Here is a 24,667-nt window from a genome sequence, read left to right on the forward strand (position 1 = left end):
ACCGGAGGGGCTTATCCTCTCCGGTCGCCTGCCTGTTTCCCCTTGCCGCGCAAAGCGCCGAGACACAGGACAACCGCAAGACATGTCCAGGCGAGACTCCAGGCGGCGGCCGCCGCGACCAGGCTTGGCCCCCGGTCGAAAGCGGAAAGCCCCATGCCCGCCGCAGCAGCAATCCTCAAGAGCGCCGACAGGTGCAGCAGAACCAGCGCCAGCAGGAACAGGCGATGCTGATGCACATGAGGCAGGCCCCGAGCGAGCGACCGAGACATGGCCAGCCGCCCCATCACGGCCATGGTCATGCCGCCGATGGCTCCAACCGTGGCAGCATGAAGGCCGGCGTCAGGGACGATGGACGCGCCTGGCATCAGGGACCAGCCGGCCAACAGCAACGAGACTCCGAGCCAACCGTAGGCCAGATGCAGGGCCAGCACTTCGGGAGAACGCAGCAACCACCCGCGCCAGCGCACCAGCCGCCACATGTGCAGGAACCCGACGGCCAGCACCGCGGTGGCCGCCGCAAGACCCTGCCCGCCGACTGCCAACACCAGTGCGGCTCCGGGCAAGCCGACGATCGCCAGACGGTCCAGGGAACCGTCGACCGGAGCAACCCTGTCCTTCAGTCCCGGCTGCAGCGCGCTGCGGGTCAGGCTGGGCACAAGTCGGCCGCCTACCAGCGCGATAAGAAAAAGAGCGAAACCGATCCCCACCCATGGTGGAGAGACGGCCAGCGGCGCAAGCAAGGCACCCTCAAGTCGCGCATTCAGAGCGTATGCGGCTCCGAATAGGCCAAACCCCGCAAATACGAAGATCGCAAGCCAGGTCTGGCGGGGAGCCCGCCTGCGTGCCTCGCGCAACAGCAGGCTCGTGCATGTCAGGGGGAAGCAGAGATCCAGGCTGAACAGGCAGACCGAAATGGCCACATTGTCCGAAGCCGCAAGATCAAATGGCAGGCGGCAGATAGCCCAGAGACCGAAAAGGCCCGCAAGACGCCAGCCGGAGGCGGGCAGGCGCCCGGACCAGTTTGGCGTGGCCGACAAAAGGTAACCTCCGATCACCGCTTGCAGAAAACCGAACAGCATTTCGCGCACGTGCCAGTCGCGCGCCGGCATGCCCATGATCTCCTCCATGCCCCCGAGATGAGCAGCAAGCCAGAGCGGAACGGACAAGGCCGCCAGCAGGGATGCCCCAAGAAAGAAGGGCCGATGGGAGACCGCAAACAACCGCGAGACACCCGTCGGCTCACGACGCCCCGCCGACGTCCTGCACGTCCCGGCATCGCGTGTCGAACGATCGGCTGGATTCATGACCAGATCTCCCGCGCCGGGTCCGATATCATGCACACCCGGTTCGGGGGACAAGCCACACCCGGCTTTTCCCCTCGGCTTCCGAGGCGGATCGCGGCTTCGCCTGTAGCCCACGAGAGACGCGAGTGGTCGCGGAGACGTTGTTTTATGCGGAAAACCGGCGCTCGATATCCCGTCCAGGCATCGGGCACACCATGCCGGGACGCAGGCGAGCGGACGTTGTGCCGCCGCAATGTTCAGTACGCCGACACGCGTTAGATTCAGACGCACCAACGGACGGTTGGCCGGTACCGGCATGCTTTCGCATGGGGGCCGCGCCGTTCACCTCCGAACGCTCCGGGAAACGAAACACGAAAGGGACACACGGGCCATGACCACGCAAGAAATGACGATCGATGTGTCGGATCTTGCCGAGGGTTTCGGGCTACACCCGGACGAGGTGCTCGCGCTGATACGCTCGGGCAAGATCGCCGGACGCCTCTATGCAGGACAGGACGAGGACGCGGAAACCTATGCCTGCGTCTTTTTCCACGCCAATCAGCGGCTGACACTCGTGGTTGACGAAACCGGCGCCCTGCTACGGCGCTCGAAAGTGAACTTCGGCGACCACCCCTTGCCGCAAAGCATGCACAGGGGACCAGATGCGGAGCAGAAGAAGCAAGTCCAGAGATGGCGCAGTTAAAAAAATACGCCTGCGCGCACCTTGGGAGGGACCTGAATCATTCCCACTCGATGGTTCCCGGAGGCTTGGAGGTGATGTCGTAGGTCACGCGGTTGATGCCCTCGACCTCGTTGATGATCCGGGTCGCCGTCTCGCCGAGGAAGTCGTGGGTGAAGGGGTAGTAGTCCGCCGTCATGCCATCGACAGAGGTCACCGCGCGCAGGGCACAGGCATAGTCGTAGGTGCGTCCATCGCCCATCACACCGACGGTGCGCACCGGCAGGATCGCCACGAATGCCTGCCAGATCTCGTCGTAGAGACCGTGCTTGCGGATCTGGTCGATGTAGACCGCATCCGCCTTGCGCAGGATCTCCAGCTTGTCGCGGGTGATCTCGCCCGGACAGCGGATCGCGAGCCCCGGCCCGGGGAACGGGTGCCGACCGATGAACTTGTCCGGCAGGCCGAGTTCGCGGCCAAGCGCGCGCACCTCGTCCTTGAACAGCTCACGCAGCGGCTCCACTAGCTTCAGACCCATCTTCTCGGGAAGGCCGCCGACGTTGTGGTGGCTCTTGATCGTGACCGACGGACCGCCGGAAAAGCTCACGCTTTCGATCACATCCGGATACAGCGTGCCCTGGGCCAGGAACTCCGCCCCCTCGATGGCATTCGCATGTTTCTGGAACACGTCGATGAAGAGCTTGCCGATGGTCTTTCGCTTGACCTCGGGATCGCTCACGCCCTCCAGCTCGCCCAGGAAAAGGTCCTGCTCGTCCGCGTGGATGAGGGGAATGTTGTAGTGATCGCGGAACATGCCCACGACCTCGTCCGCCTCTCCAAGGCGCAGAAGGCCGTGATCGACGAAGACACAAGTGAGCTGGTCGCCGATGGCCTCGTGGATCAGGACCGCCGCCACCGAGCTGTCGACACCGCCCGAAAGACCGCAGATGACCTTGCGGTCCCCGACCTGCTCTCGGATCCGGGCCACCGCCTCGGCGCGATAGGCCCCCATCGTCCAGTCGCCCCTGAACCCGGCCAGGCGCACGAAATTGGCGTAGAGCGCCTTGCCGTTCGGCGTGTGGTGAACTTCCGGGTGGAACTGCACCGCAAAGAAGTTGCGTTCCGGATCCGCCGTGATCGCAAAGGGCGCGTTGGGCGAGGTGCCATAGACCTTGAAGCCCGGCGCGATGCGGCTCACGTGGTCGCCATGGCTCATCCAGACCTGTTCTCGCCCACCCGAGAACCAGCCATCGAGAAGCGGCAGGCGCTCGTCGGCCGGCGTCACGAAGGCACGTCCGAACTCGGCCGTTCCCCCACCGCCGGAAATCTTGCCGCCGTCCACCTTGCCGCCGAGATCCTGCATCATGACCTGCTGGCCGTAGCAGATGCCGAGGATCGGCACACCGAGTTCATAGACGGACGCGGGCGGGCGCGGAGAGCCCTCGCGCGTCACGCTGTCGGGCCCGCCGGAGAAGATCACCGCCCGTGGCCGGAACTCGGCCAGGAATGCATCGGTGACCTTCTGGAACGGGTGGATCTCGCAGTAGACATTCAGCTCGCGCAGGCGGCGGGCGATGAGCTGTGTCACCTGGGAGCCGAAGTCGATGATGAGGAGGCGGTCGTGCTGTGTCATGGCTCGCTTCTAGAGCATTTTTCGCCGAAACGGAAACCTCTCTCGACGCCTTTTCGCCACAAAAGAATCGTCCTCCGCAGTCGGGTTTTGCACCGAAAACGGAAGCGCCGCCGAACGGTCGCCGCAATGACGGCAAAGCTTGCGGATAGTCATTGGCAAGCGCGTCTCGGGCTTTGACCCGCGCCGGGCACGCCCCTAGGGTCGTGAAAGGTCCGCCCGAGAGACGAGTCGGACCCGGTGCGCAGGTCGCACCGTTTTCTAAAAGGACGCAAGACGAGGCATGGCCCCTCCCCCCGACAGCGCGAACGCCGAAGCCCTCGCCGAAGCCATGGCGCTGGAATCCGCCGGCGATGCCGATGCGGCTCTCCGCATCTATCTGGCACTGGCCGCGCGCGATCCCCAGGACGTCGATGCCGCCTATCGTGCGGGAACCGCGCTCATGCGCCGGGGCGAGTTGGACGATGCCGTCACGATGCTGCGCCGGGTTGTCTTCAACCAGCCGGACCATGGGCCAGCACGCGCCAATCTCGGCAGCGCGCTGCTGCTTCTGGGACGCGACGAACCGGCCCGCGAAGCCTTCGTCGCGGTGCTCGAGCGCTCGCCCGACAACCGTAACGCCCTCTACGGACTGGCGACGATCCTGATCCGGCTCGGCCGGCACAGCGAGGCGCAGCGGTTCTCCTCGCGCCTTCTCGCCGCCCTGCCCGACAGCGCGGCCGCCCTCACTCTGGATGCGGATGCACGCGGCGCCTCCGGCGGCGCCTCGGCGCTCGCCCAGTACCGGCAGGCTCTGCGGCTCGACCCGGACTACGTGCCGGCCCTGCGCGGCCTCGCCAACCTGCTCTTTCATCAAAGCCGCTATGCCGATGCGCAGGCGCATGTGCGTCATGCACTGGCCCATGTGCCCGACGACCCGGAGTTCCTGGCCCTTCTCGGCGCGATCCTGCTTGCCTCCGACGACTGGCAAGGCGCGCTGGATGCCTTTGCCCAGGCACGCCGGAATGATCCCGACACGGCCGATCACGCAGTCAACATGAGTCTTGCCTGCCGGCGGGGCGGCGATGTGTCCGGGGCGGTCCGCCACGCCCGCGACGCCTGGCAGATCGATGGCGAGAGCCGCGCGGCCGCGAATGCGCTGGGAGCCGCCCTCGCGGCGGCCGGGGCCGGCATCCAGGCCCGCCAGGTTCTCATGGCAGGTGGCAGGACGGACCGCGTCCCCGTGGGATTGTGGGGCGAGCTCGACGCCCTGCTCGACCATCTGGAGCGGGAAGAAGACAAACGTCGTCAGGCCCAGGCGGAAACAACCGCCGCGACGCTGGCCGCTTCCGACGATCTCCCGCACGACACGGCGGCGGACACGGCGTATGACGACGGGACAGCATCCTTCGAGGTGGCACCGGCCGGACCGCGTCCCTCCGACACGGGACCCGAGGATGAAAGCGCGCGCCGCAAGGAGCGGCGCGGTGACCACGCGGACGACGACGAGCCGGAAACCCTGCCGCTTTTTCCCGACTTCTGAGCCTCAAAACACAAAGACCCGCCCGCGCGGCGCGGACGGGTCCGATCCGAGGTGATTTCAGGCGGCGTGCCTACATGGCGTCGAAGTCGAGCACGACCTTCTCGCTGACGGGACGTGACTGGCAGGTGAGAACGAAGCCGGCCTCCACTTCCCAGGGCTCCAGCGAATAGTTCACCGCCATGTCGACCTCTCCGTCCTCGACCTTGGCGCGGCAGGTGCAACACATGCCGCCCTTGCAGGAATAAGGCGCCTCGATGCCGGCGCGCAGGGCCGCGTCGATGATGGTTTCGCCGCGCCCGACCGGCACGCTGGTGCGCATTCCGTCGATGATCAGTTCCGCCACGGCCGCATGATCCGTTGCGGCCGCGTCGCGCGCGGGCTTGGGCTGGTGCGGCGCGGAGCCGTCGGCGGGCGTGAAGAACTCGCGGTGAACCTTGCCTTCTCCAACGCCGATGGCCTGAAGCGCGTCGGTTGCGGTCTCGATCATTTCACCCGGACCGCACAGGAAGATCGCGTCGGCCTCGGCCGCCGGAACCACATGGGTCAGCAGCACCTGGAGTTTCTCCGCATCGAGCCGCCCCGACAGCATGTCGACATCCTGCGCCTCGCGCGAAAGCACGTGGAACACGCCGAAGCGCGCGGGGAAGAGATCCTTCAGGTTCTCGATCTCCTCCTTGAAGATGATGCTCTGCGAGGTGCGGTTGCCGTAGAAAAGGTAGAATTCGCTCTCCGTCTCGCGCGTGAGAACGGTACGGATCATCGCAAGCACTGGCGTGATGCCCGATCCGGCCGCAACCGCGACCAGTGTGCGCGGCCCGCCGTCGTGAGACGGCAGGACAAACCGGCCCGAGGGCGTCATCACGTCGATCTCGTCGCCCGGCGTCACGTTCTCGTTGGCGAAGGAGGAAAAGGCGCCGCCATCGATCTTCTTCACCGCGACCCGCAGCTCGCCATCGTCCTCGCCCGCGCAGATCGAGTAGGAGCGGCGCACGTCCTGCCCGTCGATCATGGTGCGCAGCGTGAGATACTGCCCGGCGGCGAAACGATAGGCATCGCGCAGGTTCTCCGGCACCTCGAAGGAAATGGAAACGGCCTCAGCCGTCTCCCGCTTCACGTCCTTGACCTTGAGCGCATAAAAACGCGGCGACATGGGGGATCCTCCCTCGATCGGCGGGCGCACGAGCCACGCCGGAATGTGCTTTCGGGGTGCCGTCAGTGGCACTTGAAGTAATCGAATGGCTCGGCGCAGGACCGGCAGCGCCACAGCGCCTTGCAGGCGGTCGAGCCGAACTCGGAAACCTTCTCGGTGTCGAACGACCCGCAGCGCGGACACGCGACCTCATCGTCGCCGAAGAGCGCCCGGCGTGATGCCTTTCCCGCTGGCGGCGCGATGCCGTAGGCACGAAGTTTCTCGCGGGCCTCGTCGCTCAGCCAGTCGGTCGTCCAGGCCGGGGACAGCACCGTGTTGATCGTCACCGTGCGAAATCCGGCGTTTCTCAGCGCGGCCTCGATGTCGAAGGTGAAGACGGCCATGGCGGGGCACCCCGTGTAGGTCGGCGTGATGTCCACCTCGACCGCCGTGTCACCCGTGACACGCACCTCACGCAGGACACCGAGATCCGCGATGGTGAGCACCGGGACTTCCGGATCGGGCACCTCGGCCGCCGCATCCCAGGCGCGTTTGCGCCGGGCCGCGTCGTCAAGGCTGAGCAGATCGGCGCTCTGCTCGAAAGGAGGTGTGGCGGAGGCCATGGCTCACCACCTCATTCCCGGGTAGGTGCGCTGCATGTACTGCATCTCGGTGAGCAGGTGCCCGAAGCTCTCGGAATGCCTGCCGGAGCGTCCGCCCGTCTGCATCCAGCCCACCGGCGGCATCCGCAGAAGCGCCTCGTCGAGCACGTCGCGCACGCTGGCGTGCCACTCGTCGCGAAGGCTCTCGGGATCGACCGCGATGCCGTCGGCGACAAGGCGTGACACCACCTCGTCCGCCTCGAACAGTTCGCCCGTGTAGGACCACAGCGTATCGATCGCCGCCTGCATCCGCATCCGGCTCTCGTCCGTCCCGTCGCCCAGACGAATGGTCCACTCGCCCGAATGACGCAGGTGATAGGCCGCTTCCTTCTCGGCCTTGGCCGCGATGGCGGCAAGCGTCTCGTCCCTCGACCCGGTCAGCTTGCGCCAGAAGGGCAGCATGAAGGCGGAGAAGAACAGTTGCCGGGCAATGGTATGGGCGAAGTCCGTGTTCGGCTGCTCCACCAGCAGGCAGTTGCCGAACTCACGCTCCTTGCGCAGGAAGCAGAGCTGGTCCTCGTCCCGCCCCGCGCCCTCGACGGCACCGGCATGGGAGTAGAGCGCGCGGGCCTGACCGATATGGTCGAGACCGACGTTGGCGAGACCGATATCCTCCTCGAGCGTCGGAGCGTGGCCGCACCATTCGCCGAGGCGCTGACCGAGGATCGCCGCGTCATCGGCAAGCCTCAGCGTGTAGGTGAAGAGATCGCTGGTCATGTTGCTGTCTCCTCCCCTGGTCACATGTTTCCGACTTCTTCGGGGATCTCGTAGAAGGTCGGGTGACGGTAGATCTTCGAGGCGGTCGGCTCGAAGAGCTCATCCTTCTGCGTCGGATCTGAGGCGATGATTTCCGACGAGGGAACGACCCAGATCGAAAGACCCTCGCCGCGCCGCGTGTAAACATCACGGGCCGCCTGCAGGGCCATCTCGGCATCGGCCGCGTGGACCGATCCGCAATGGCGGTGCGCCATGCCCGTACGCGAGCGGATGAAGACTTCCCAAAGCGGCGTGGTTTTCTCGGTCATCTTGCGTTTCTCCCTCAAGCCCTGCGCAAGGCCCTGTCCATGGCCAGCGGGGCTCTTCATCTCGTTCTTGGTCCACATGTGCGAACCGCGCCGTGCCCGGACGCGGCGCACGGGTGTTATTCGGCGGCCTCGCGCGCGGCTTCGCGGCGCATCCGGCGCTTCTCGGCATGGGCAAGTGCCGCCTCGCGCACCCAGGCGCCATCGTCATGCGCCTTGCGCCGCGCCTCGAGGCGCTCACGGTTGCAGGGACCATTGCCGGCAATGACGCGGGTGAACTCGTCCCAGTCGATCTCCCCGAACTCCCAGTGACCGGTCTCCTCGTTGAAGCGGAGATCGTCGTCGGGAAGGGTCAGGCCCAGGTAGTGCGCCTGGGGAACGGTCGCGTCGACGAACTTCTGGCGCAGCTCGTCGTTGGTGAACCGCTTGATCTTCCACGCCATGGACTGCGCGGAGTGCTTCGAATCCGTGTCGGAGGGGCCGAACATCATCAGCGACGGCCACCACCAGCGGTTCAGCGCGTCCTGCACCATCTCCTTCTGCTCCTGCGAGGAGCGGCACATCTCCAGCAGCAGTTCGTAGCCCTGGCGCTGATGGAAGCTCTCTTCCTTGCAGACGCGGATCATCGCGCGGGAATAGGGACCGAAGGAACAGCGGCAAAGCGGGATCTGGTTCATGATCGCCGCCCCGTCGACCAGCCAGCCGATGGCTCCGATGTCGGCCCACGTCAGGGTCGGATAATTGAAGATCGACGAGTACTTGGCCTTGCCCGACAGAAGCTGGTCGGTCAGTTCCTCGCGCGAAACGCCCAGCGTCTCGGCGGCGGAGTAGAGATAGAGGCCGTGACCACCCTCGTCCTGAACCTTGGCCAGCAGCGCCGCCTTGCGCTTCAGCGTCGGCGCGCGGGTGATCCAGTTGCCTTCCGGCAGCATGCCGACGATCTCGGAATGGGCATGCTGGGAGATCTGGCGCACAAGCGTCTTGCGGTACGACTCGGGCATCCAGTCGTTGGGCTCGATCTTCTCCTCGGCGTCGATGCGGGCCTGGAATGCGGCCAGACGCTCGGCGTCCTCGACCTGGGGCGTCGCCGTGTCACTTGCGTTGAGAGCCTGGGTGTACATGTCGCTGGGCCTCCTCGTTCCGACCTTGCCATCCGCAATCGTCATGGAGGGGGCTTCCGGGGACATGCGGGACAGGATCGACGCCCTCGCCTCACGCAGGCGCGACACCGCGTCGCCCTGCCTTCCCCGCACGTTCGCCTCCTCCGCAAACGCCGGACGCACTCAATATATGTGACAAATATTATATGTTTCAAGTTTTTTTGTCACATAAGGAGCGAGACACAACCGCCCGGCCAAACATCTGTTTTCAATACCTAATTCGAGAAGCGGAACCCGTCCTCCGGATCGGGGGGCGGCAATTCTCCATCCCTGCAGCGGGCGGAACGGGCAATCCAGCCGGCGCAAGGCGGTGCAAGCAGAGCGTAGAGGCGCGCCGTCAGCGCACGTGCGGCCTCTCCCGGCCAGTCCTCGGGAAGCCATTCATCCGGGAGCACCGGATCGCGCAGGATAAGGCGGCGGTAGGCGTGGATCAGCAATGTGCGCGCCACCATCGCCTCGTGGTCGGCGAGCGAGACGCCGCGCTCAAGGGCCTCGGCCAGCGGCGTGAAGTCGGAGACGAAGGCCCGGTAACGCGCAGCCAGTGGCTCCAGATCGAACGCGCGCGCGACGAGTTCCTCCGGCCACCCCTGCGCAAGCTCCGCGTCGAGACGCAGCAAACCGCCCTCGCTCCGGAACAGCGGCACGCTTTCCGAGGTGCCGACCAGAACCGATGCGCCGAGTGAGCCGTAACCGGATTTCAGAGCCTGATCGCGCACTCCGTTGCGTCCCTCTCCCTCCGGCAGCACGAACAGGTGCAGACGGGGAGAAACGCCAGGCCGGTTGCGCCGGTAGACGCGCGCAAGTGCGGGACCGAAGGCGGCGCGCCCGTCGGCGGAAAGCGCATAGTAGCTGAGCCGTCCGACCTTGATGCGATCGAGCCAGCCGTCGCGCGCCAGGCGTGACAGGGCAGCGCGTACGGCAGCCGCATCGATGCGCATGGCACCCAGAAGTTCCTGGAGTGTCCCGGCCCAGATCTCGCCGCCACGCGGAGCGACCGTATCGCCGAAGATGGTAACGATCAGGGACCAGACCCTGAGCGGCGTATGGGCGTGAAGCCTGTCCACGAGCCCGGCGACGAGAACACGCGCATCGCCGTCGTCCACGACCGCGGGCTCCACCTCAGCCGGCGGCGTGGTGGGCATGCCAGTGCCAGGCGATATCGATGCGGCGGGTAAGCCAGGCCTTGTCGTGCGAAGCGACATAGTCGAGGAAGCGCGCCAAGGCCGCCGCACGACCGGGACGTCCGGCCAGGCGGCAGTGAAGGCCGACCGACATCATCTTCGGAGACCCAGCCTCGCCCTCCGCATAGAGCATGTCGAAGGTGTCCTTGAGGTAGGTGAAGAACTGATCTCCGGAGTTGAACCCCTGCGCCGTGGCGAAGCGCATGTCGTTGGCATCCAGAGTGTAGGGGATCACCAGATGCGGCCCGGAAGGCCCCTCGACCCAATAGGGCAGATCGTCCGCATAGCTGTCGGAATCATAGAGGAACCCGCCGTCCTCCATCACCAGAGAGCGGGTGTTCACGGAATCACGCCCCGTGTACCAGCCGAGCGGCCTTGCCCCCGTCACCTCCTCGTGAATGCGGATCGCCTCCTGCAGGTGGTGGCGCTCGGCATCCTTCGAGAAATCCTTGTAGTCGATCCAGCGCAGGCCGTGGGAGGCGATCTCCCATCCGGCCTCGTTCATGGCCGCGACCGCTTCCGGATTGCGCTGCAATGCCATGGCGACGCCGTAGACCGTGACCGGAATCCCGCGCGCGGTGAACAGGCGCCACAGGCGCCAGAAACCGGCACGCGCGCCATATTCGTAGATCGATTCCATGCTCATGTGCCGCTGGTGCGGCCAGGGCTGGGCGCCGACGACCTCCGAGAGGAACGCCTCGGAATGACTGTCGCCATGGAGGATGCAGTTCTCGCCGCCTTCCTCGTAGTTGATGACGAACTGAACGGCGACATTGGCCTCGTTCGGCCACTTCGGATCCGGCGCAAGGCGCCCGTAGCCGATCAGGTCTCTCGGATAAGTCTCGCTCATGGCGCTGTTCCCGGCTGAGTGCGTGGCGGCCGCGCCGTGCGAAGCGGTGGCGCGCCGTTGCAGCGAGGAAAGCCAAATCGCAGCGCCGATGCAAGGGGCGGATGCACGCCCCTTGCCCAAAACACCTGCTATGCCCTAGCGATCGCCAGTTCCGGCGGGCCGCGCTCGCGCGGGAACGGGCACCGGCACGAGCCCCAGACCCGACACCTCGTCGGTGCTCGAGCGAAGGCGCAGTCCCTTGCCCCGTCCGTTGTCTTCATCGGAAGGCAGCGCCATCACCGCCGCGCCCATGGCGGCGGAGCACAGGGTCACCATCAACCCGAAGAGAAGAACGAGAATCGGAAGCCAGGGTTCGGGCGAATTCAGGATCAGGCTGCGAAGCCCGCCCGTGTCGAGCCACAGCAACCCGGACAGAACCAGAACCGCGGCGAACGCGCCGATGAGCCAATTGATCGCCAGCAATCGGAAGAAGGGAGAGGACAACAGGCCGCGAGCCTGCTTTGCCTCCGGCGCTTCCGGCCCCGAGGTGGCGGATACAGCCTGCGTGACGGTGCCCCTGTCGCTCATGACGCCTCCAGTTTCACATTTGCGAATACATACTAGTGTGCATCGCACGCCCAAGTCCACGCGGTGAAATGGCGCAGCACCCGGCTCCGGCAATATGTCCGCGATATGAAAGTCGCATCCAACCGATCTTGAAATTCGGACGTGTCACCCCATTTCTGCAACGCAGCATCTATATTGGCACGATATATATCGATGTGATATAAGACCTCGATTGACGATACGGAAGCGTGCGGCCGGGTGCTGTGGGAGGTGGACTTGAGCGTCAGGACATTGTGCCTTGCGATCCTCAACTTCGGGGATGCCACGGGCTATGAGATCCGCAAGCTTTCGACGGAAGGAAAGTTCCGCTACTTCATCGAGGCCAGCTTCGGTTCGATCTATCCGACGCTTGCCCGCCTCGAGGCGGAGGGCCTTGTCACGGTGCGCGAGGAAGCTCTGCCGGGCAAGCCGGCACGCAAGATCTACTCCCTGACGGAGAGCGGTCGCGCGGAGTTCGTGAAGCTTCTGGCGGCGCCGCCCGCGCCGGACACCTATCGCTCGCCTTTCCTTCTCGTCGCCATGTGCGCCGAACTCGTCGGGCCGGATGTGATCTCCGCAGCGATCGACCACCGTATCTCCCAGGTTCGCAGCGAAATCGAAACACTGGATGGCATATCGCAAGAGAGCGAATGCCAGCCTGCCGCCCAGTTCATTCTCGACTACGGCCGCCACTGCATGACCCAGGACATCCGCTTCCTTGAGGACAACAGGTCGCGGATCGAGAACATCGCCCGCTCGGCCGAATCCGCGCGTGAAGCCGCGGAATAAGGGACCCGGAGACAGACCGAATGAACATCCGTTTTTCCCATCTGCTCGCTGTCGGCATCAGTGTCGGCGTCGCCGCATGGATGTGGTCCGGAACCTATGTCGAGGGTGGCCGCGCCGATGCGGCGGACGCGACTCCTCCCCCGGCGAAACGCGCGGCTGAAGCGGCGGAAAAGCCCTTTCGGGTCGCGGTTCGCGATCTCGAGGCGGAACCGCGCGTTTCCGTTCTCGCCATCCGCGGGCGGACCGAGGCGGAAGCCACCGTGGACGTGCGCGCCGAAACCAACGGCCGCGTGACGGAGCGCCCGGTGCAGGAGGGGCAGCGGGTCGAGAAGGGCGACCTCCTCTGCCGTATCGAATCCGGTGCACGTGAGGCAAAGGTGCTGGAGGCGCGCGCCCTGCTCGCCCAGGCAGAACTCGACCATTCCGCAGCGACCCAGCTTCAGGGCAAGGGCTTCACGGCCCAGACCCGGGTGGCCGCGCTCAAGGCTTCCATGGATGCGGCACAGGCACGGCTGGAGGAAGCCGAGTTCGAGCTTTCCCGCACCAGCATCAAGGCGCCGATCGGCGGCGTCGTCATAAGCCCGCTGGTCGAGGTGGGCACCATGCTGTCACCGGGCCAGACCTGCGCCACGGTGATCGATGTGCAGCCGATGCTCATGATCGGGCAGGTCTCGGAACGCGAGGTGGCGAAGCTCTCCATCGGGGATGAAGCGACCATCACGCTCGTCAGCGGCGACACGGTGCAAGGCACCCTGCGCTACGTCGCTCCGGCCGCCGATTCCGCGACAAGGACCTTCCGCATCGAGATCGAGATCCCCAATCCGGACCGCTCCCTGCGCGAGGGGCTGACCGCGACCGCGCGCGTTCCGCTCACCGCCCAGCCGGCCCACCATGTCAGTTCCGGCATCCTGACGCTCAACGACAAGGGCGAGATCGGTGTGCGAACCGTGGACGCGGACGGCAAGGTGCGGTTCATGCCGGTCGCGCTTCTGGGAGGCGACGACACCGGTGTCTGGCTTGCCGGCCTTCCCGACAAGGTTCGCGTGATTGTCGCCGGACAGGACTACGTTGTTGAAGGCCAGACGGTCGAGGCCATTGTGGAACAGCCGGAGGCCGAGGGATGATCGACGCACTCGAAGCCGTCCTGCGCAGGCCGCGCACGGTCCTCACCCTCATGCTGGTCATGACGATCGCGGGCGTGCTCGCCTATATCGCCGTGCCCAAGGAAGCCGATCCGGACATCGACATCCCGGTCTTCTACGTGTCCGTCACCCAGCAGGGCATTTCGCCGGAAGACGCCGAACGCCTTCTGGCGCGCCCGATGGAAACGGCCCTGCGCGGCCTCGACGGCCTGAAGGAAATCACCTCCATCTCCGCCGAGGGGCACCTCGGCGTGGTGCTGGAGTTCGACATCAACTTCGACAAGGACCGCGCGCTTGCGGACGTGCGCGACAAGGTCGACCAGGCGAAGGCCAAACTGCCGGCCGAAGCCGACGAACCGACCATCACCGAAACGAATTTCGCGCTGCAGCCGACGATCTACGTCACGCTGTCGGGCGAAGTACCCGAACGCACGCTCTACCAGCATGCAAGGCGGCTGAAGGACCAGATCGAGGCGGTCTCGACCGTGCTCGAAGCGGAGCTTTCCGGCCACCGGGAAGAGCTGCTCGAGGTCGTCATCGACTCCATGAAGCTGGAATCCTACCAGGTCACCCAGCAGGAGCTTCTGACCTCGCTCTCGCAGAACAACCGGCTCGTGGCGGCAGGTTCCCTCGACACCGGTCACGGTCGCTTCAACGTCAAGGTGCCCGGCCTCGTCGAGACGGCGGAAGACGTCTATTCCCTGCCCATCAAGCAGAACGGTGAAGGCGTCGTGACGCTTGCCGACATCGCCGAGGTGCACCGGACCTTCAAGGATCCGTCGAGCTTCACCCGCGTCAACGGTCATCCGGCGATCTCGATCAATGTGGTCAAGCGCAAGGGCACCAACATCATCGAGAACAACGCGGCCGTTCGCGAGGTCGTGGAACAGGCGACGAAAGACTGGCCGAAGGCGATCCGCGTCGACTTCCTGCTCGACAAGTCGGAGAACATCTTCGAGATCCTGGGGTCGCTGCAATCCTCGATCCTCACCGCCATCTTCCTGGTGATGATCCTGGTGATCTGGGCGCTGGGCCCGAAATCCGCCCTGCTCGTCGGCATCTCCATCCCGACGTCGTTCATGATCGGCTTCCTGATCCTCTCCGCGCTCGGCATGACCGTGAACACGATGGTCATGTTCGGCCTCGTGCTGACGGTCGGCATGCTTGTCGACGGCGCCATCGTCATGGTCGAATATGCCGACCGGAAGATCGCGGAAGGGATGCCGTCGCAAGAGGCCTACATCCGCGCCTCCAAGCTCATGTTCTGGCCGATCGTGTCCTCCACGGCGACGACGCTGGCCGCCTTCCTGCCCATGCTGCTGTGGCCGGGCGTGGCGGGCGAGTTCATGAGCTATCTGCCGATCATGGTGGTGATCGTGCTGTCGGCCTCGCTGCTGACGGCGCTCGTCTTCGTGCCGGTGACGGGTGCGGCGCTGTCGAGCCTGTTCAGCTTCGTCGGACGCAAGGCGGAGGTCATCCTTGGCCTGCTCGCCGGGTCGGGCGTTGCCGTCGCCATCGCGTTCAGCCCGCTGGCCGGTGCGCTTCCCTCGCCCGGCGGCATGAACATCGCCTATCCGCTTGCCGTCATCGCCGGTATCGTCATCGGCTATGCGGTCTTCCGCCTTGTCTTCCCGCTGGTCGCGCTCCTGCGTGACAGGGCCGCGCGTGTCGCAGAGGAAGACAGCGCGGAGGCACGAAAGATCTCCGCCGGCGAGACCTTCGACGTCAACAAGGTCCGGGGCGTCACCGGCCTGTACGTCCGGATGCTGGCGTTCTGCGCCGGCACACCGATTGGCAACATCGTCACGCTGAACGCCATGGTGGTGATCTCGGGCGGCATCCTCTTCTACTTCATGGCGAACGCGCAGGGCGTCGAGTTTTTCGTCAACGACGAACCGGACGCCGCCGTGGTGACCGTCTCGGCACGCGGCAACATGTCGGTCCGCGACGCACTGAAACTTGCCGGGAAAGTCGAGGCGGAGGTGCTTCAGGTGCCCGGCATCGAGAACGTCGTCATGTCCGTCTCGACGGGGTCGAGTTCCGGCGGCGCGATGATCGGCGCCAGCCAGGACACGCCGCCCGACGTGATCGGCACGCTGAACCTGGAGCTTGCCGACTATTGCTGCCGGCGCAAGTGGGACGACATCGCGGCCGAGATCCGCACGCGCACCGCCGACATTCCGGCCATCCGCGTGGAAACCCGCAAGATCGAGGGCGGTCCGCCGACCGGTAAGGACGTACGCCTTCAGATCACCTCCACCGACTACGGCACGCTGGTCGAGACGGTGGAGAAGGTCCGAAACCACGTGGACGCCATGGACGGACTTCGCGACCGCGAGGACAGCCGTCCGCTGCCGGGCATCGAATGGCAGATCACCATCGACCGGGAACAGGCCGGCCGCTTCCAGGCCGGCATCGGCTCGGTCGGCTCCATGGTGCAGCTCGTTACCAACGGTGTCCTGATCGGCAACTATCGCCCCGACGATTCCGAGGACGAGGTCGATATCAGGGTCCGCCTTCCGGAGGAAGAACGCACTCTCGACCGGTTCGACAGCCTGCGGCTGCAAACGCCGCTCGGCCAGGTGCCCCTGTCAAACTTCATCGACCGCAAGCCGCAGCAGAAGGTGACCGAAATCACCCGCCGCGACGGGCTCTACGCCATGGACGTGAAGGCGAACATCATCAAGGACCAGATGATCACCACGGAGGGCGGGGTGACCCGCCCGCTGACGGCGGACGACAAGGTGGGCGAACTGGAGACCTGGCTGGGTTCGCAGACCTGGCCGGAGGCGGTGTCGTTCCGCTTCCGTGGAGCGGATGAGGACCAGAAGGAGTCGAGAGACTTCCTGGTTAAGGCAATGCTCGGCTCGCTGTTTCTGATGTTCATCATCCTGGTGACCCAGTTCAACAGCTTCTACCAGGCGATCCTCACCCTCTCGACCGTGGTGATGTCGGTGTTCGGCGTGCTGCTCGGCATGGCACTGAGAGAACAAACCTTCTCCATCATCATGACCGGCACCGGCATCGTCGCGCTGGCCGGCATCGTGGTGAACAACGCCATCGTGCTCATCGACACGTTCAACCGGTTCCGGGAGGATGGCCTCGCCCCCGTCGAGGCGGCGCTCAAGACCTCGGCCCAACGTATCCGGCCGGTCATGCTGACGACGACCACGACCATCGCCGGCCTGATCCCCATGGCGACCCAGCTCAACCTCGACTTCGTCAACCGGGTGGTGACGCAGGGCTCGATCACCGCCGTGTGGTGGGTGCAGCTCTCGACCGCGATCATCTTCGGACTTGGCTTCGCCACGCTGCTGACGCTGATCGTGATCCCGACCATGCTGGCCCTGCCGAGCGTCTGGTCGAAGGTTCTTTTCGGCAAACGGACGGAAGGCGATTCAGGCGGAGACACGGGAATGCCCGCCCCGGCCCAGACCGTCGTCACCACGACGGTGACGCCATTCGGCCCGCGCCACGCGGTCGAGGCCAAGCCACGCCCCGACAAGCCGGACGGTCTGCCGCACGCCGCGGAGTGACCTGGAAAACGAAAAGGGCCGCCTTCGGGCGGCCCTTTAACATGGCGGCAAGAGACGAGCCGAAAGGAAGACGTCCCTAGAGCTGGTCGATGTCCGCGACACCGGGCCTTGCGGCCTCATCGACGCAGGCGCCCTCGATCGCGCTCAGGATCTGGTCCACGGTCGTGGCCACGCAATAGTCGACCTCGAACCCCGGACGCAGGAAGCCTTCCTCGCGCATGTGCGAGAAGAGTTCCACGAGCGGACGCCAGAAACCGCCGATGTCTGCAAGGACAACCGGTTTGACATGCTGCCCGAGCTGTCCCCAGGTCAGGATTTCGACGACTTCCTCAAGCGTTCCGATGCCGCCGGGAAGCGCCACGAAAGCGTCCGCGCGCTCGAACATGGTCCGCTTGCGCTCGTGCATGTCGTCGGTGACGATCGTCTCGGAGAGCGTGGGCATCTTGCCCTCGCGCTCCTCGAGAAATCCGGGAATGATGCCCACGACCCGACCGCCGGCCTCGAGAGCGGATTGAGCCACCGCTCCCATCAGGCCAAGCGAGCCACCGCCGTAGACGACCTCGATCCCTCCCTCGGCAAGACGGCGTCCGAGCTCGCGTGCCGCCTCCATGTACTCCGGGGTGGCTCCGACACCCGTCCCGCAATAGACGCAGACGGAGGTCGGGCGGCTGTCGCGAGCGGGCGCGATCACATTGCTCATGTCGTTCATGAAACCTGTGTCGCACCGGCGCCGAAAAGCGTCAAGCACACCGGACCGTGAAACAGCTCCGGAAATGAGGCTTTCCGCCGCTTTCCGCTTGCGGGGTTTCTTGCCGGCTTGCGGAATCCCGTATAACCATGCGGAGGGTTCCGGGACACGACCGCATGGCGCGGCGCAAGGCCCGATCGCGGGGAGAAGGACTGCTGATGTCGCGCAAACTCGTCATCCAACTGCTTGTGCTTGCCATTGTCGTCGGCCTCGGCGCGCTCGGTATCGGGATCTGGCAGGAACGGCAGAACGCGCGGCAGGCGGCCTCGTCCCCCACGCAGGAAAGCGGTGATGCAGGCGCCCCCCGGGAGACCGCCCAAGCGGATGACAAGCAGCCGGAGAGCACGCCGGACGCCAGCGCGCCCGCCGATCGGCCGGACACATCCGCCAGCGAGACGGCTTCCTCCTCTGACGAATCAACCCAGCCGTCTTCCGGCGATACGAAAGACAGTGCCCAGGTCTCTGCCGGCCCAAGCTTCGACCTGATGCGCGTGGAGCCCGACGGCTCGGCCGTCGTGGCCGGTCGTGCGGAAGCCGGCTCCATCGTCGCCCTTCTCTCCAACGGCAAGGTCGTCGGCAAGGGCATCGCGAACGCGAACGGCGAGTTCGCGATCGTGCTCGACACGCCCCTGGAGGCGGGGGCCCATGCGGTGACGCTGGAAACCCAGAACAAGGACGGCAAGGCGCTTGGCGAATCCGAGCAGTCGCTCGCCGTCTCTGTGCCTGAGGACCCCGACACCGGCGAAGTGCTTGTCATGCTCAACGAGCCCGGCGCGCCTTCTCGTGTACTGCAGAAGCCCGACGCGCTCGAAGGTCAGGACGATGCCCCCGCCGAGGAGGCCGGGACCGGCGACACGCAGATGGCGGCTGCGGACACAGGCGCGGACGCGGCCCCATCGACGTCCCGCTCTCCCGAGACAGGCGAGACGGGCGCATCTTCTGGCGATACCGCTTCCAACATCCCCGCCGCCGACAACCGGCAGCAGGCCTCCGATCCGACGACAGACGGGTCCGACCGGACGAACGTCGAGGACAATGGCGCGGTGGCTTCAGCCTCAACGCCACAGGATGAGAGCAAAACCACCTCCGGAGACACCGGAGCGCCTGTGGGGCAGGCCACGGCCGACGCTGGCGACCAGACAGATGGCGAACCGTCCGGCGACGCGCGCGTGACGGTTGATGCCGTCGAGACCGAAAACGACAAGGTCTTCGTCGCGGGAGCCGGCGAGCCCGGCTCGGACGTGCGTGTCTATCTCGACAACAAGCTCGTCGGCGAGGCAAAGACCGATGAGAAGGGACGCTGGCTTCTGGAAGGTGAAAGCAAGGTTGAACCCGGGCAGGTCGACGTGCGCGCCGACCAGGTGCGCCCGAACGATGGCAGCGTCGAGGCCCGCGCGCAGGTGACTTTCGAGAAAGCGGCCCCGGAAGCGGTCGTCCTGCGGCCGCTCGACGCCTCCGGCTCGTCGGATGCCGGCAGCGGTGCACAGGGAAGCGGCGAAACACGACAGGTCCCGAGCGTGATCATTCGGACCGGCGACAATCTCTGGACCATTTCCCAGCGCCGATACGGCCAGGGCGTGCGCTACACGACCATCTATCAGGCCAACAAGGACCAGATCCGCAATCCCGACCTGATCTATCCCGGCCAGATCTTCATGCTGCCCGAGAGCGACCGGAACTGGTCGTCCGGGGACTGACCCTGCCCTCCTGCTGAACGGCCCGCACTTGGTGCCAATGCCAGAGGCCTCCCGCGATGCGTTCGCGGGAGGCCTCTGGCGGTTCAATGTCCGTCTGCGGCGGAAGCACGAAGCAGCGGCTGGAAACACCAGCAATAACTGCCGCTACGGCATATTTCCACTTGGAAAAAATCCCTAGAACAAACTTGACTCATTAATTCATATTAATATTGTGCCTCCCGAACGGCGACCACACGAACGTGATCGGTGCGCCCACGCCAGCACGCATTCAGCGGCCTAGCCGCTCCCGGCTGCCAGCAAGAAAATCAACGACATCCAGGAGGCTCAATGATGAGCGAGAACGCGTCTCGCGGCCGGCAGGCCGTGACCGTGGCGGCATGTCTTGCCGCAGTGTTGGCGAGCAGTACGTCCCTTCAGGCCCAGGAGGCGCAACGCAACGCGCAGGCAAGCCCGGAAGCCGGTTCGCCGCGTGGCGTGACCACTCTCGACCGCATCACGCTGTCCTGGTCCGATGCGACCGAGAATGTCTACGAGCGTCCGGAAGCCGCCAGCTACATTGATGGCGAAGCCCTTGAGGAACGCAACGCGGGCGATATCAACGAGGCCCTGCGCTCGACCGCCGGCACCTTCACCCGCCAGACCAGCGATCAGCCCGGCATCACGCCGAACATTCGCGGTCTCCAGGGCAGCGGTCGCGTGAACTCCACGATCGACGGCGTGCCGCAGACCTTCACCAACCTGTCCGGACACGGCGGCACATTCGACAACTTCGTCTATGTGGATCCAAACCTTCTTGCGGGTGTCAACGTAACGCGCGGCGCTGTTGCGGGCGCCGAGGGCATGGGCGCTCTCGGCGGTGCGGTGGACTTCCGCACCATCGACCCGGAAGACATCCTCAAGCCAGGCCGGAACGTCGGCGCGCGCACGACATGGCGCGTTGGCACGAATGACTACGGCTGGTCGGGAATGCTGGCGGGCGCGGCACGCGCCGATCTCGGCACGACAGGCGAAGTCAGCATGATCGGGGCGTTCTCGCTCAGCGACATGGGCCACTATGAAAACGGCGACGGCGTGCCTGTCCCCTTTGATCCTTCCAACATGCCCAAGTCCGGCCTGTTCAAGGTCAAGCTGCAGCCCAACGAGGCCCACAGTCTCAAGCTCGGCGGCATCTGGTACAAGAACGCATTCTATGTGCAGAGCGGCGGCTATGACTGGTCGATCAACAATCAGACCTACACCGCAAACTACCGCTTTACGCCCGACAGCGATCTCGTCGACCTCAAGCTCAACGCCTACTACAACCTGACCGATCTCGCCTTCGACGGCATCGGCGGCGTGTTCACCGGGCGGCGTGGCGAGGAAGCCGGCCTGGGCGGCGACATCTCCAACACCTCCCGCCTCCAGTTCGGTGACGTCGGCCTGAACTTCAACTACGGCTTCGCCTACGCACGCAGCGAGTACACCGGCAACGACCATCGCGGCGCCAATCCGGACGGCACGCTGGAGAAGACGAACACCTTCCTGCGCACGACGGCGTCCTGGGGCATGTTCGACCTCACGGCGGGTCTCACCTACGACACGTGGAACCTCAATGGCGTGACAGAGTATGTCGCCCCCGGCAGCGGCGGTTGTCCCCCCACCGGCGGAAACTGTGTGGTCGGCACGGCAACGCGCTCGGGTGGCGAATGGAACCCGAGCATCGAGTTGTCCGCCCGTCCGACCGACTGGATGCAGCTCTATGCCAGCTACGCCCGGACGTACCGTCCGCCGACCGCCTCGGAAATGTTCTATCCCGGCGGTCACAGCTTCGATGGCGTCGGTGACCCGATCGCCGGCAATATCGATCTCGAGCCCGAGACCATGTGGGGCTTCAACATCGGCGCCAATTTCACCGGCGACAGTCTTTTCGTCGAGGGCGACAAGGCTCGGCTGAAGATCGGTTACTTCGACAACCGGATCGACAACTACATCACCTACGGCATGGACCAGAAGCCGACCGACCCGCGTCCGATCCCGCGGTGGGTGAATGTCGCCGGCACCACCCGGATGCAGGGCTTCGAGCTCGAGGGCGGTTATGATGCCGGCTTTGCCTACGCCAATGTCGCGCTGACGCTGGCCGACACGAAACAGCCCCTTCCCTACCTGGCGGGCGTTGGAACCGACGTCGGCCGCCTGCCCGACGACTACGCCACGCTGGACGTCGGTGCACGCTTCTTCGACCGGAAGGTAACGGTCGGCGGACGGGTGAACTACGTCGGCGACAGCGTTCAGGTCTTCATGGACGAGGCGAACTCCATCCCCATCGACAGCTACGTGCTCGTCGACCTCTACGGTTCCTGGGAATTCCGTGAGGATTCAAAGCTGTTCGTGAATATCGAGAACGTCGGCGATGTCTCCTACATGGCGGCCAATTCCGGCTTTGCCGACAACTACAACGGCGTCAACACCGGACGCGGGCGAACCTTCATGCTCGGAGCGTCCATGACGTTCTGACCGCGACCTCGCACTCCCCGCGAGAAGGGCGTTCGCCAACAGGCGGACGCCCTTTTTTGTTCGTCTTTTCCAAGGTATGGCCGCATAAACAAGACGGGGTCTCCTTCAAGTTCCTTGCAAGCCGAAGCCCCGTCGCCTAGAACCCATCGTAATTTTACGATGAAAGGTTCTCACCGGCCATGCCCGCCGCTTCCGACGATTGCGCGCACGCCCAGGTCTGCTGCAAAGCGCCTGCGCCCCTTTCCCGGAGCGAATGCGCGGACGTCGCCGCGCTCTTCAAGGCGCTCGCCCATCCCGTCCGCGTGTCCATCGTGGCGGCGCTTGCCCGTTGCCCCGGCGCCTGCTGCGGCGAAATCGTGAGCGGCCTTCCCCTCGCGCAGTCGACCGTTTCCCAGCACCTTGCCGTTCTCAAGGAAGCCGGCCTTCTCACGGCCAGTGACGAAGGGCGCTCCTGCCGCTATCAACTGTCCCCCCTGACCGCATCCCGCCTGACACAGGCGGGAGCTTTCCTTTTGCCAATGGCCTCCGAGGCCGACGTGCCCTCCCCATCAGACCAGACCGGATCAACCGGCTTCCCCCGAAAGGCAACGGCATGACCCGCCGCACCCGCCCCGCTTCCCCGGCGAGCGCTCCCAACGAAAGCAGGATTTCGGCCGATGACGCGGCCATCCTGACGACGCTCGGCCAACTCTGGCCCTACATCTGGCCTTCGGACCGCCCCGACCTCAAGGGGCGCGTGGTTCTGGCCGTGCTCGCCCTTCTCGTCGCGAAGGTCGTGACGGTGTTCTCGCCCTATTTCTTCAAGTGGGCGACGGATGCGCTGACCGCCGTGGAAACCGGCGCCCAGGCCACCAGCAACACCCTGCCGGCATGGTTGCCGGCGTGGCTCGTCGTGCCGGTGATGCTGGTGCTAGCCTACAACGTCGCACGCGTCCTGTTCGTCGGCTTCAACCAGCTTCGCGATGCCCTGTTTGCGAGGGTCGGCCAGCACGCGGTGCGCCAGCTCGCCTTCCTGACGTTTCGCCACCTTCACGCCCTGTCGCTCCGTTTCCATCTCGCCCGCCGGACGGGGGGATTGTCACGTGTGATCGAGCGTGGCGTGAAGGGCATCGAGAACATCGTGCGCTTTACAATATTGAACGGAATTCCAACAATTTTTGAATTCGCCGTTATGGCTGGCGTTATATGGTATCAGTTCGGCTTTACTTACGTCATCGTCGTCGCTGTCATGATCGTCGCCTACACGTGGTTCACGATCCAGACATCAAACTGGCGCATCTCGATCAGGCGAGAGATGAACGACAGTGACACGGAAGCAAACTCCAAGGCCATCGATAGCCTTCTCAACTTCGAAACGGTGAAATACTTCGGAAACGAGCGACTCGAGGCCGAGCGCTTCGACAAATCGATGGCGCTCTACGAAAGCGCGGCGACGAGAACGTGGACGTCACTGTCCTGGCTCAATTTCGGCCAGGCGGTGATCCTGGGCATCGGCACCGCGATCTGCATGATCCTGTCGGCACGCGCGATCCAGGCCGGCGAGCAGACCATCGGCGACTTCGTCATGATCAACGCGCTGCTGATCCAGCTCTCCATCCCCATGAACTTCATCGGCTTTCTGTACCGTGAAATCCGGCAGGGGCTTGCCGACCTGGAAGCCATGTTCGCGCTTCTCGGCCAGCCGGCCGAGATCACGGACCGCCCCGGCGCACAGGATCTCGCGGTCGAAGGCGGCACGGTCCGCTTCGAGGATGTCCACTTCCACTACGACGCGAACCGGCCGATCCTCAAGGGCATCAGCTTCGAAGTCCCCGCCGGACGCACCGTCGCCATCGTCGGCCCGTCGGGCGCGGGAAAGTCGACGATCTCGCGGCTCCTCTTCCGCTTTTACGACGCGACCGCGGGAGGCGTTTCCATCGACGGACAGGACGTGCGCGACGTCACGCAGTCCTCCCTGCGCGCGGCCATCGGCATGGTTCCCCAGGACACGGTTCTGTTCAACGACACGATCGCCTACAACATCCGCTACGGGCGTCCGCAGGCGACCGACGAGGAGCTGCGCGCGGCGGCGCGAATGGCCCAGATTTCCTCGTTCATCGAGGCTCTTCCGGATGGGTACGACACGGAAGTCGGCGAGCGCGGCCTGAAGCTTTCCGGTGGCGAGAAACAGCGCGTCGCCATCGCCCGCACGATCCTGAAGGCTCCCCCCATCCTCATTCTGGATGAGGCGACATCGGCGCTCGACACCCACACGGAACGTGAGATCCAGGCGGCCCTCGACGAGGTCTCGCAGAACCGCACGACGCTGGTGATCGCCCATCGCCTGTCGACGGTCGTCGATGCCGACGAGATCCTGGTGCTCGAGAAAGGCAAGGTGGTCGAGCGCGGACGGCATCAGGACCTTCTCGCACACGAGGGGCTTTACGCCTCCATGTGGGCGCGCCAGCAGGAGGCCAGCGAGGCCGAGGAGCGCCTGCGCGCGGCAACGAGCGACGACACGGGTTTCGTCGTGCGCGGCCCGAAAGCGGAAGATGTCGAAACCACGGAGTAGCCGACAGG

At 65.1% G+C, this 24,667-nt stretch carries 20 protein-coding genes; 9 read left to right on the forward strand and 11 right to left on the reverse strand.

Translation table 11 applies throughout. The features are described 5' to 3' along the window. Positions 1-11 precede the first annotated feature (11 nt). A complete protein-coding gene (locus ACYX4S_RS10395) occupies positions 12-1,304 on the reverse strand; it encodes an NnrS family protein (protein WP_476360101.1) in 1,293 nt (430 codons plus the stop codon). Positions 1,305-1,674: 370 nt separating this feature from the next. Here ACYX4S_RS10395 and ACYX4S_RS10400 point away from each other — a divergent pair, with 370 nt between their 5' ends. After that, on the forward strand, positions 1,675-1,986 hold the full coding sequence (locus ACYX4S_RS10400; protein WP_476360102.1) for a DUF6522 family protein: 312 nt from the start codon (positions 1,675-1,677) through the stop codon (positions 1,984-1,986). Between the two features lie 37 nt (positions 1,987-2,023). Here the strand turns inward: ACYX4S_RS10400 and guaA are convergent, their stop codons facing one another. Continuing rightward, positions 2,024-3,595, reverse strand: a complete 1,572-nt coding sequence (gene guaA / locus ACYX4S_RS10405; RefSeq protein ID WP_476360103.1) for a glutamine-hydrolyzing GMP synthase — start codon at positions 3,593-3,595, stop codon at positions 2,024-2,026. Between the two features lie 280 nt (positions 3,596-3,875). Here guaA and ACYX4S_RS10410 point away from each other — a divergent pair, with 280 nt between their 5' ends. Next, complete coding sequence (locus ACYX4S_RS10410) at positions 3,876-5,114, forward strand: tetratricopeptide repeat protein (protein WP_476360104.1); 1,239 nt, start codon at positions 3,876-3,878, stop codon at positions 5,112-5,114. Positions 5,115-5,184: 70 nt separating this feature from the next. On the opposite strand, the gene paaE is transcribed toward ACYX4S_RS10410, so the two are convergent. The 8 genes from paaE to ACYX4S_RS10450 form a co-directional block, all read right to left on the reverse strand. Further along, on the reverse strand, positions 5,185-6,264 hold the full coding sequence (paaE, locus tag ACYX4S_RS10415; RefSeq protein WP_476360105.1) for a 1,2-phenylacetyl-CoA epoxidase subunit PaaE: 1,080 nt from the start codon (positions 6,262-6,264) through the stop codon (positions 5,185-5,187). Positions 6,265-6,326: 62 nt separating this feature from the next. Then, entirely contained in the window at positions 6,327-6,866 is a 540-nt protein-coding gene (gene paaD / locus ACYX4S_RS10420; protein ID WP_476360106.1) for a 1,2-phenylacetyl-CoA epoxidase subunit PaaD, read from the reverse strand. 3 nt (positions 6,867-6,869) lie between these two features. Continuing rightward, on the reverse strand, positions 6,870-7,622 hold the full coding sequence (gene paaC, locus ACYX4S_RS10425; RefSeq protein ID WP_476360107.1) for a 1,2-phenylacetyl-CoA epoxidase subunit PaaC: 753 nt from the start codon (positions 7,620-7,622) through the stop codon (positions 6,870-6,872). A 20-nt stretch (positions 7,623-7,642) separates the two neighbouring features. Beyond that, positions 7,643-7,930, reverse strand: coding sequence for a 1,2-phenylacetyl-CoA epoxidase subunit PaaB (gene paaB / locus ACYX4S_RS10430; RefSeq protein WP_422068519.1), 288 nt, complete (start codon positions 7,928-7,930; stop codon positions 7,643-7,645). Positions 7,931-8,046: 116 nt separating this feature from the next. After that, on the reverse strand, positions 8,047-9,048 hold the full coding sequence (paaA, locus tag ACYX4S_RS10435; protein ID WP_476362853.1) for a 1,2-phenylacetyl-CoA epoxidase subunit PaaA: 1,002 nt from the start codon (positions 9,046-9,048) through the stop codon (positions 8,047-8,049). Between the two features lie 254 nt (positions 9,049-9,302). Next, positions 9,303-10,229: a PaaX family transcriptional regulator gene (locus ACYX4S_RS10440; RefSeq protein WP_476360108.1), complete on the reverse strand. Its 927-nt coding sequence runs from the start codon at positions 10,227-10,229 to the stop codon at positions 9,303-9,305. Further along, on the reverse strand, positions 10,207-11,118 hold the full coding sequence (puuE, locus tag ACYX4S_RS10445; RefSeq protein ID WP_293721116.1) for an allantoinase PuuE: 912 nt from the start codon (positions 11,116-11,118) through the stop codon (positions 10,207-10,209). The genes ACYX4S_RS10440 and puuE overlap by 23 nt, the downstream gene beginning before the upstream one ends. A 135-nt stretch (positions 11,119-11,253) precedes the next feature. Beyond that, entirely contained in the window at positions 11,254-11,685 is a 432-nt protein-coding gene (locus ACYX4S_RS10450; protein WP_476360109.1) for a hypothetical protein, read from the reverse strand. Between the two features lie 249 nt (positions 11,686-11,934). Between ACYX4S_RS10450 and ACYX4S_RS10455 the strand changes: the two genes are divergently transcribed. Genes ACYX4S_RS10455 through ACYX4S_RS10465 form a run of 3 tightly spaced genes read left to right on the forward strand, consistent with a single transcriptional unit; the run spans position 11,935 to position 17,170 of the window. After that, complete coding sequence (locus ACYX4S_RS10455; protein ID WP_293721114.1) at positions 11,935-12,492, forward strand: PadR family transcriptional regulator; 558 nt, start codon at positions 11,935-11,937, stop codon at positions 12,490-12,492. A 20-nt stretch (positions 12,493-12,512) separates the two neighbouring features. Next, the gene (locus tag ACYX4S_RS10460) at positions 12,513-13,616 is read left to right on the forward strand and encodes an efflux RND transporter periplasmic adaptor subunit (RefSeq protein ID WP_476360110.1); all 1,104 of its coding nucleotides are present in this window, start codon (positions 12,513-12,515) and stop codon (positions 13,614-13,616) included. Next, positions 13,613-17,170, forward strand: a complete 3,558-nt coding sequence (locus ACYX4S_RS10465) for an efflux RND transporter permease subunit (RefSeq protein WP_476360111.1) — start codon at positions 13,613-13,615, stop codon at positions 17,168-17,170. The genes ACYX4S_RS10460 and ACYX4S_RS10465 overlap by 4 nt, the downstream gene beginning before the upstream one ends. 76 nt (positions 17,171-17,246) lie before the next feature. Here the strand turns inward: ACYX4S_RS10465 and ACYX4S_RS10470 are convergent, their stop codons facing one another. Further along, positions 17,247-17,879: an LOG family protein gene (locus ACYX4S_RS10470; protein ID WP_476360112.1), complete on the reverse strand. Its 633-nt coding sequence runs from the start codon at positions 17,877-17,879 to the stop codon at positions 17,247-17,249. A 197-nt stretch (positions 17,880-18,076) separates the two neighbouring features. Between ACYX4S_RS10470 and ACYX4S_RS10475 the strand changes: the two genes are divergently transcribed. From ACYX4S_RS10475 to ACYX4S_RS10490, 4 genes are all read left to right on the forward strand, one after another. Further along, the gene (locus ACYX4S_RS10475; RefSeq protein ID WP_476360113.1) at positions 18,077-19,615 is read left to right on the forward strand and encodes an Ig-like domain-containing protein; all 1,539 of its coding nucleotides are present in this window, start codon (positions 18,077-18,079) and stop codon (positions 19,613-19,615) included. A gap of 330 nt (positions 19,616-19,945) precedes the next feature. After that, the gene (locus ACYX4S_RS10480) at positions 19,946-22,108 is read left to right on the forward strand and encodes a TonB-dependent receptor domain-containing protein (protein WP_476360114.1); all 2,163 of its coding nucleotides are present in this window, start codon (positions 19,946-19,948) and stop codon (positions 22,106-22,108) included. A 179-nt stretch (positions 22,109-22,287) separates the two neighbouring features. Beyond that, positions 22,288-22,704: an ArsR/SmtB family transcription factor gene (locus ACYX4S_RS10485; RefSeq protein ID WP_476360115.1), complete on the forward strand. Its 417-nt coding sequence runs from the start codon at positions 22,288-22,290 to the stop codon at positions 22,702-22,704. Then, the gene (locus tag ACYX4S_RS10490) at positions 22,701-24,659 is read left to right on the forward strand and encodes an ABCB family ABC transporter ATP-binding protein/permease (protein ID WP_476360116.1); all 1,959 of its coding nucleotides are present in this window, start codon (positions 22,701-22,703) and stop codon (positions 24,657-24,659) included. Before ACYX4S_RS10485 ends, ACYX4S_RS10490 begins: the two co-directional genes overlap by 4 nt. The last annotated feature ends 8 nt before the right edge of the window (positions 24,660-24,667 follow it).

The sequence above is a fragment of the Stappia sp. ABD4_338 genome (assembly GCF_056312175.1).

Bases quoted from the DNA above. Each gene is read 5' to 3' on its own strand.
- paaB (WP_422068519.1), bottom strand. From the start codon at position 7,930: ATGACCGAGAAAACCACGCCGCTTTGGGAAGTCTTCATCCGCTCGCGT.
- guaA (WP_476360103.1), bottom strand. From the start codon at position 3,595: ATGACACAGCACGACCGCCTCCTCATCATCGACTTCGGCTCCCAGGTG.
- ACYX4S_RS10440 (WP_476360108.1), bottom strand. From the start codon at position 10,229: ATGCCCACCACGCCGCCGGCTGAGGTGGAGCCCGCGGTCGTGGACGAC.
- ACYX4S_RS10485 (WP_476360115.1), top strand. From the start codon at position 22,288: ATGCCCGCCGCTTCCGACGATTGCGCGCACGCCCAGGTCTGCTGCAAA.
- ACYX4S_RS10470 (WP_476360112.1), bottom strand. From the start codon at position 17,879: ATGAACGACATGAGCAATGTGATCGCGCCCGCTCGCGACAGCCGCCCG.
- ACYX4S_RS10395 (WP_476360101.1), bottom strand. From the start codon at position 1,304: ATGAATCCAGCCGATCGTTCGACACGCGATGCCGGGACGTGCAGGACG.
- ACYX4S_RS10465 (WP_476360111.1), top strand. From the start codon at position 13,613: ATGATCGACGCACTCGAAGCCGTCCTGCGCAGGCCGCGCACGGTCCTC.
- ACYX4S_RS10450 (WP_476360109.1), bottom strand. From the start codon at position 11,685: ATGAGCGACAGGGGCACCGTCACGCAGGCTGTATCCGCCACCTCGGGG.
- paaD (WP_476360106.1), bottom strand. From the start codon at position 6,866: ATGGCCTCCGCCACACCTCCTTTCGAGCAGAGCGCCGATCTGCTCAGC.
- paaA (WP_476362853.1), bottom strand. From the start codon at position 9,048: ATGTACACCCAGGCTCTCAACGCAAGTGACACGGCGACGCCCCAGGTC.
- ACYX4S_RS10400 (WP_476360102.1), top strand. From the start codon at position 1,675: ATGACCACGCAAGAAATGACGATCGATGTGTCGGATCTTGCCGAGGGT.
- puuE (WP_293721116.1), bottom strand. From the start codon at position 11,118: ATGAGCGAGACTTATCCGAGAGACCTGATCGGCTACGGGCGCCTTGCG.
- paaE (WP_476360105.1), bottom strand. From the start codon at position 6,264: ATGTCGCCGCGTTTTTATGCGCTCAAGGTCAAGGACGTGAAGCGGGAG.
- ACYX4S_RS10475 (WP_476360113.1), top strand. From the start codon at position 18,077: ATGTCGCGCAAACTCGTCATCCAACTGCTTGTGCTTGCCATTGTCGTC.
- ACYX4S_RS10480 (WP_476360114.1), top strand. From the start codon at position 19,946: ATGAGCGAGAACGCGTCTCGCGGCCGGCAGGCCGTGACCGTGGCGGCA.
- ACYX4S_RS10490 (WP_476360116.1), top strand. From the start codon at position 22,701: ATGACCCGCCGCACCCGCCCCGCTTCCCCGGCGAGCGCTCCCAACGAA.
- paaC (WP_476360107.1), bottom strand. From the start codon at position 7,622: ATGACCAGCGATCTCTTCACCTACACGCTGAGGCTTGCCGATGACGCG.
- ACYX4S_RS10460 (WP_476360110.1), top strand. From the start codon at position 12,513: ATGAACATCCGTTTTTCCCATCTGCTCGCTGTCGGCATCAGTGTCGGC.
- ACYX4S_RS10410 (WP_476360104.1), top strand. From the start codon at position 3,876: ATGGCCCCTCCCCCCGACAGCGCGAACGCCGAAGCCCTCGCCGAAGCC.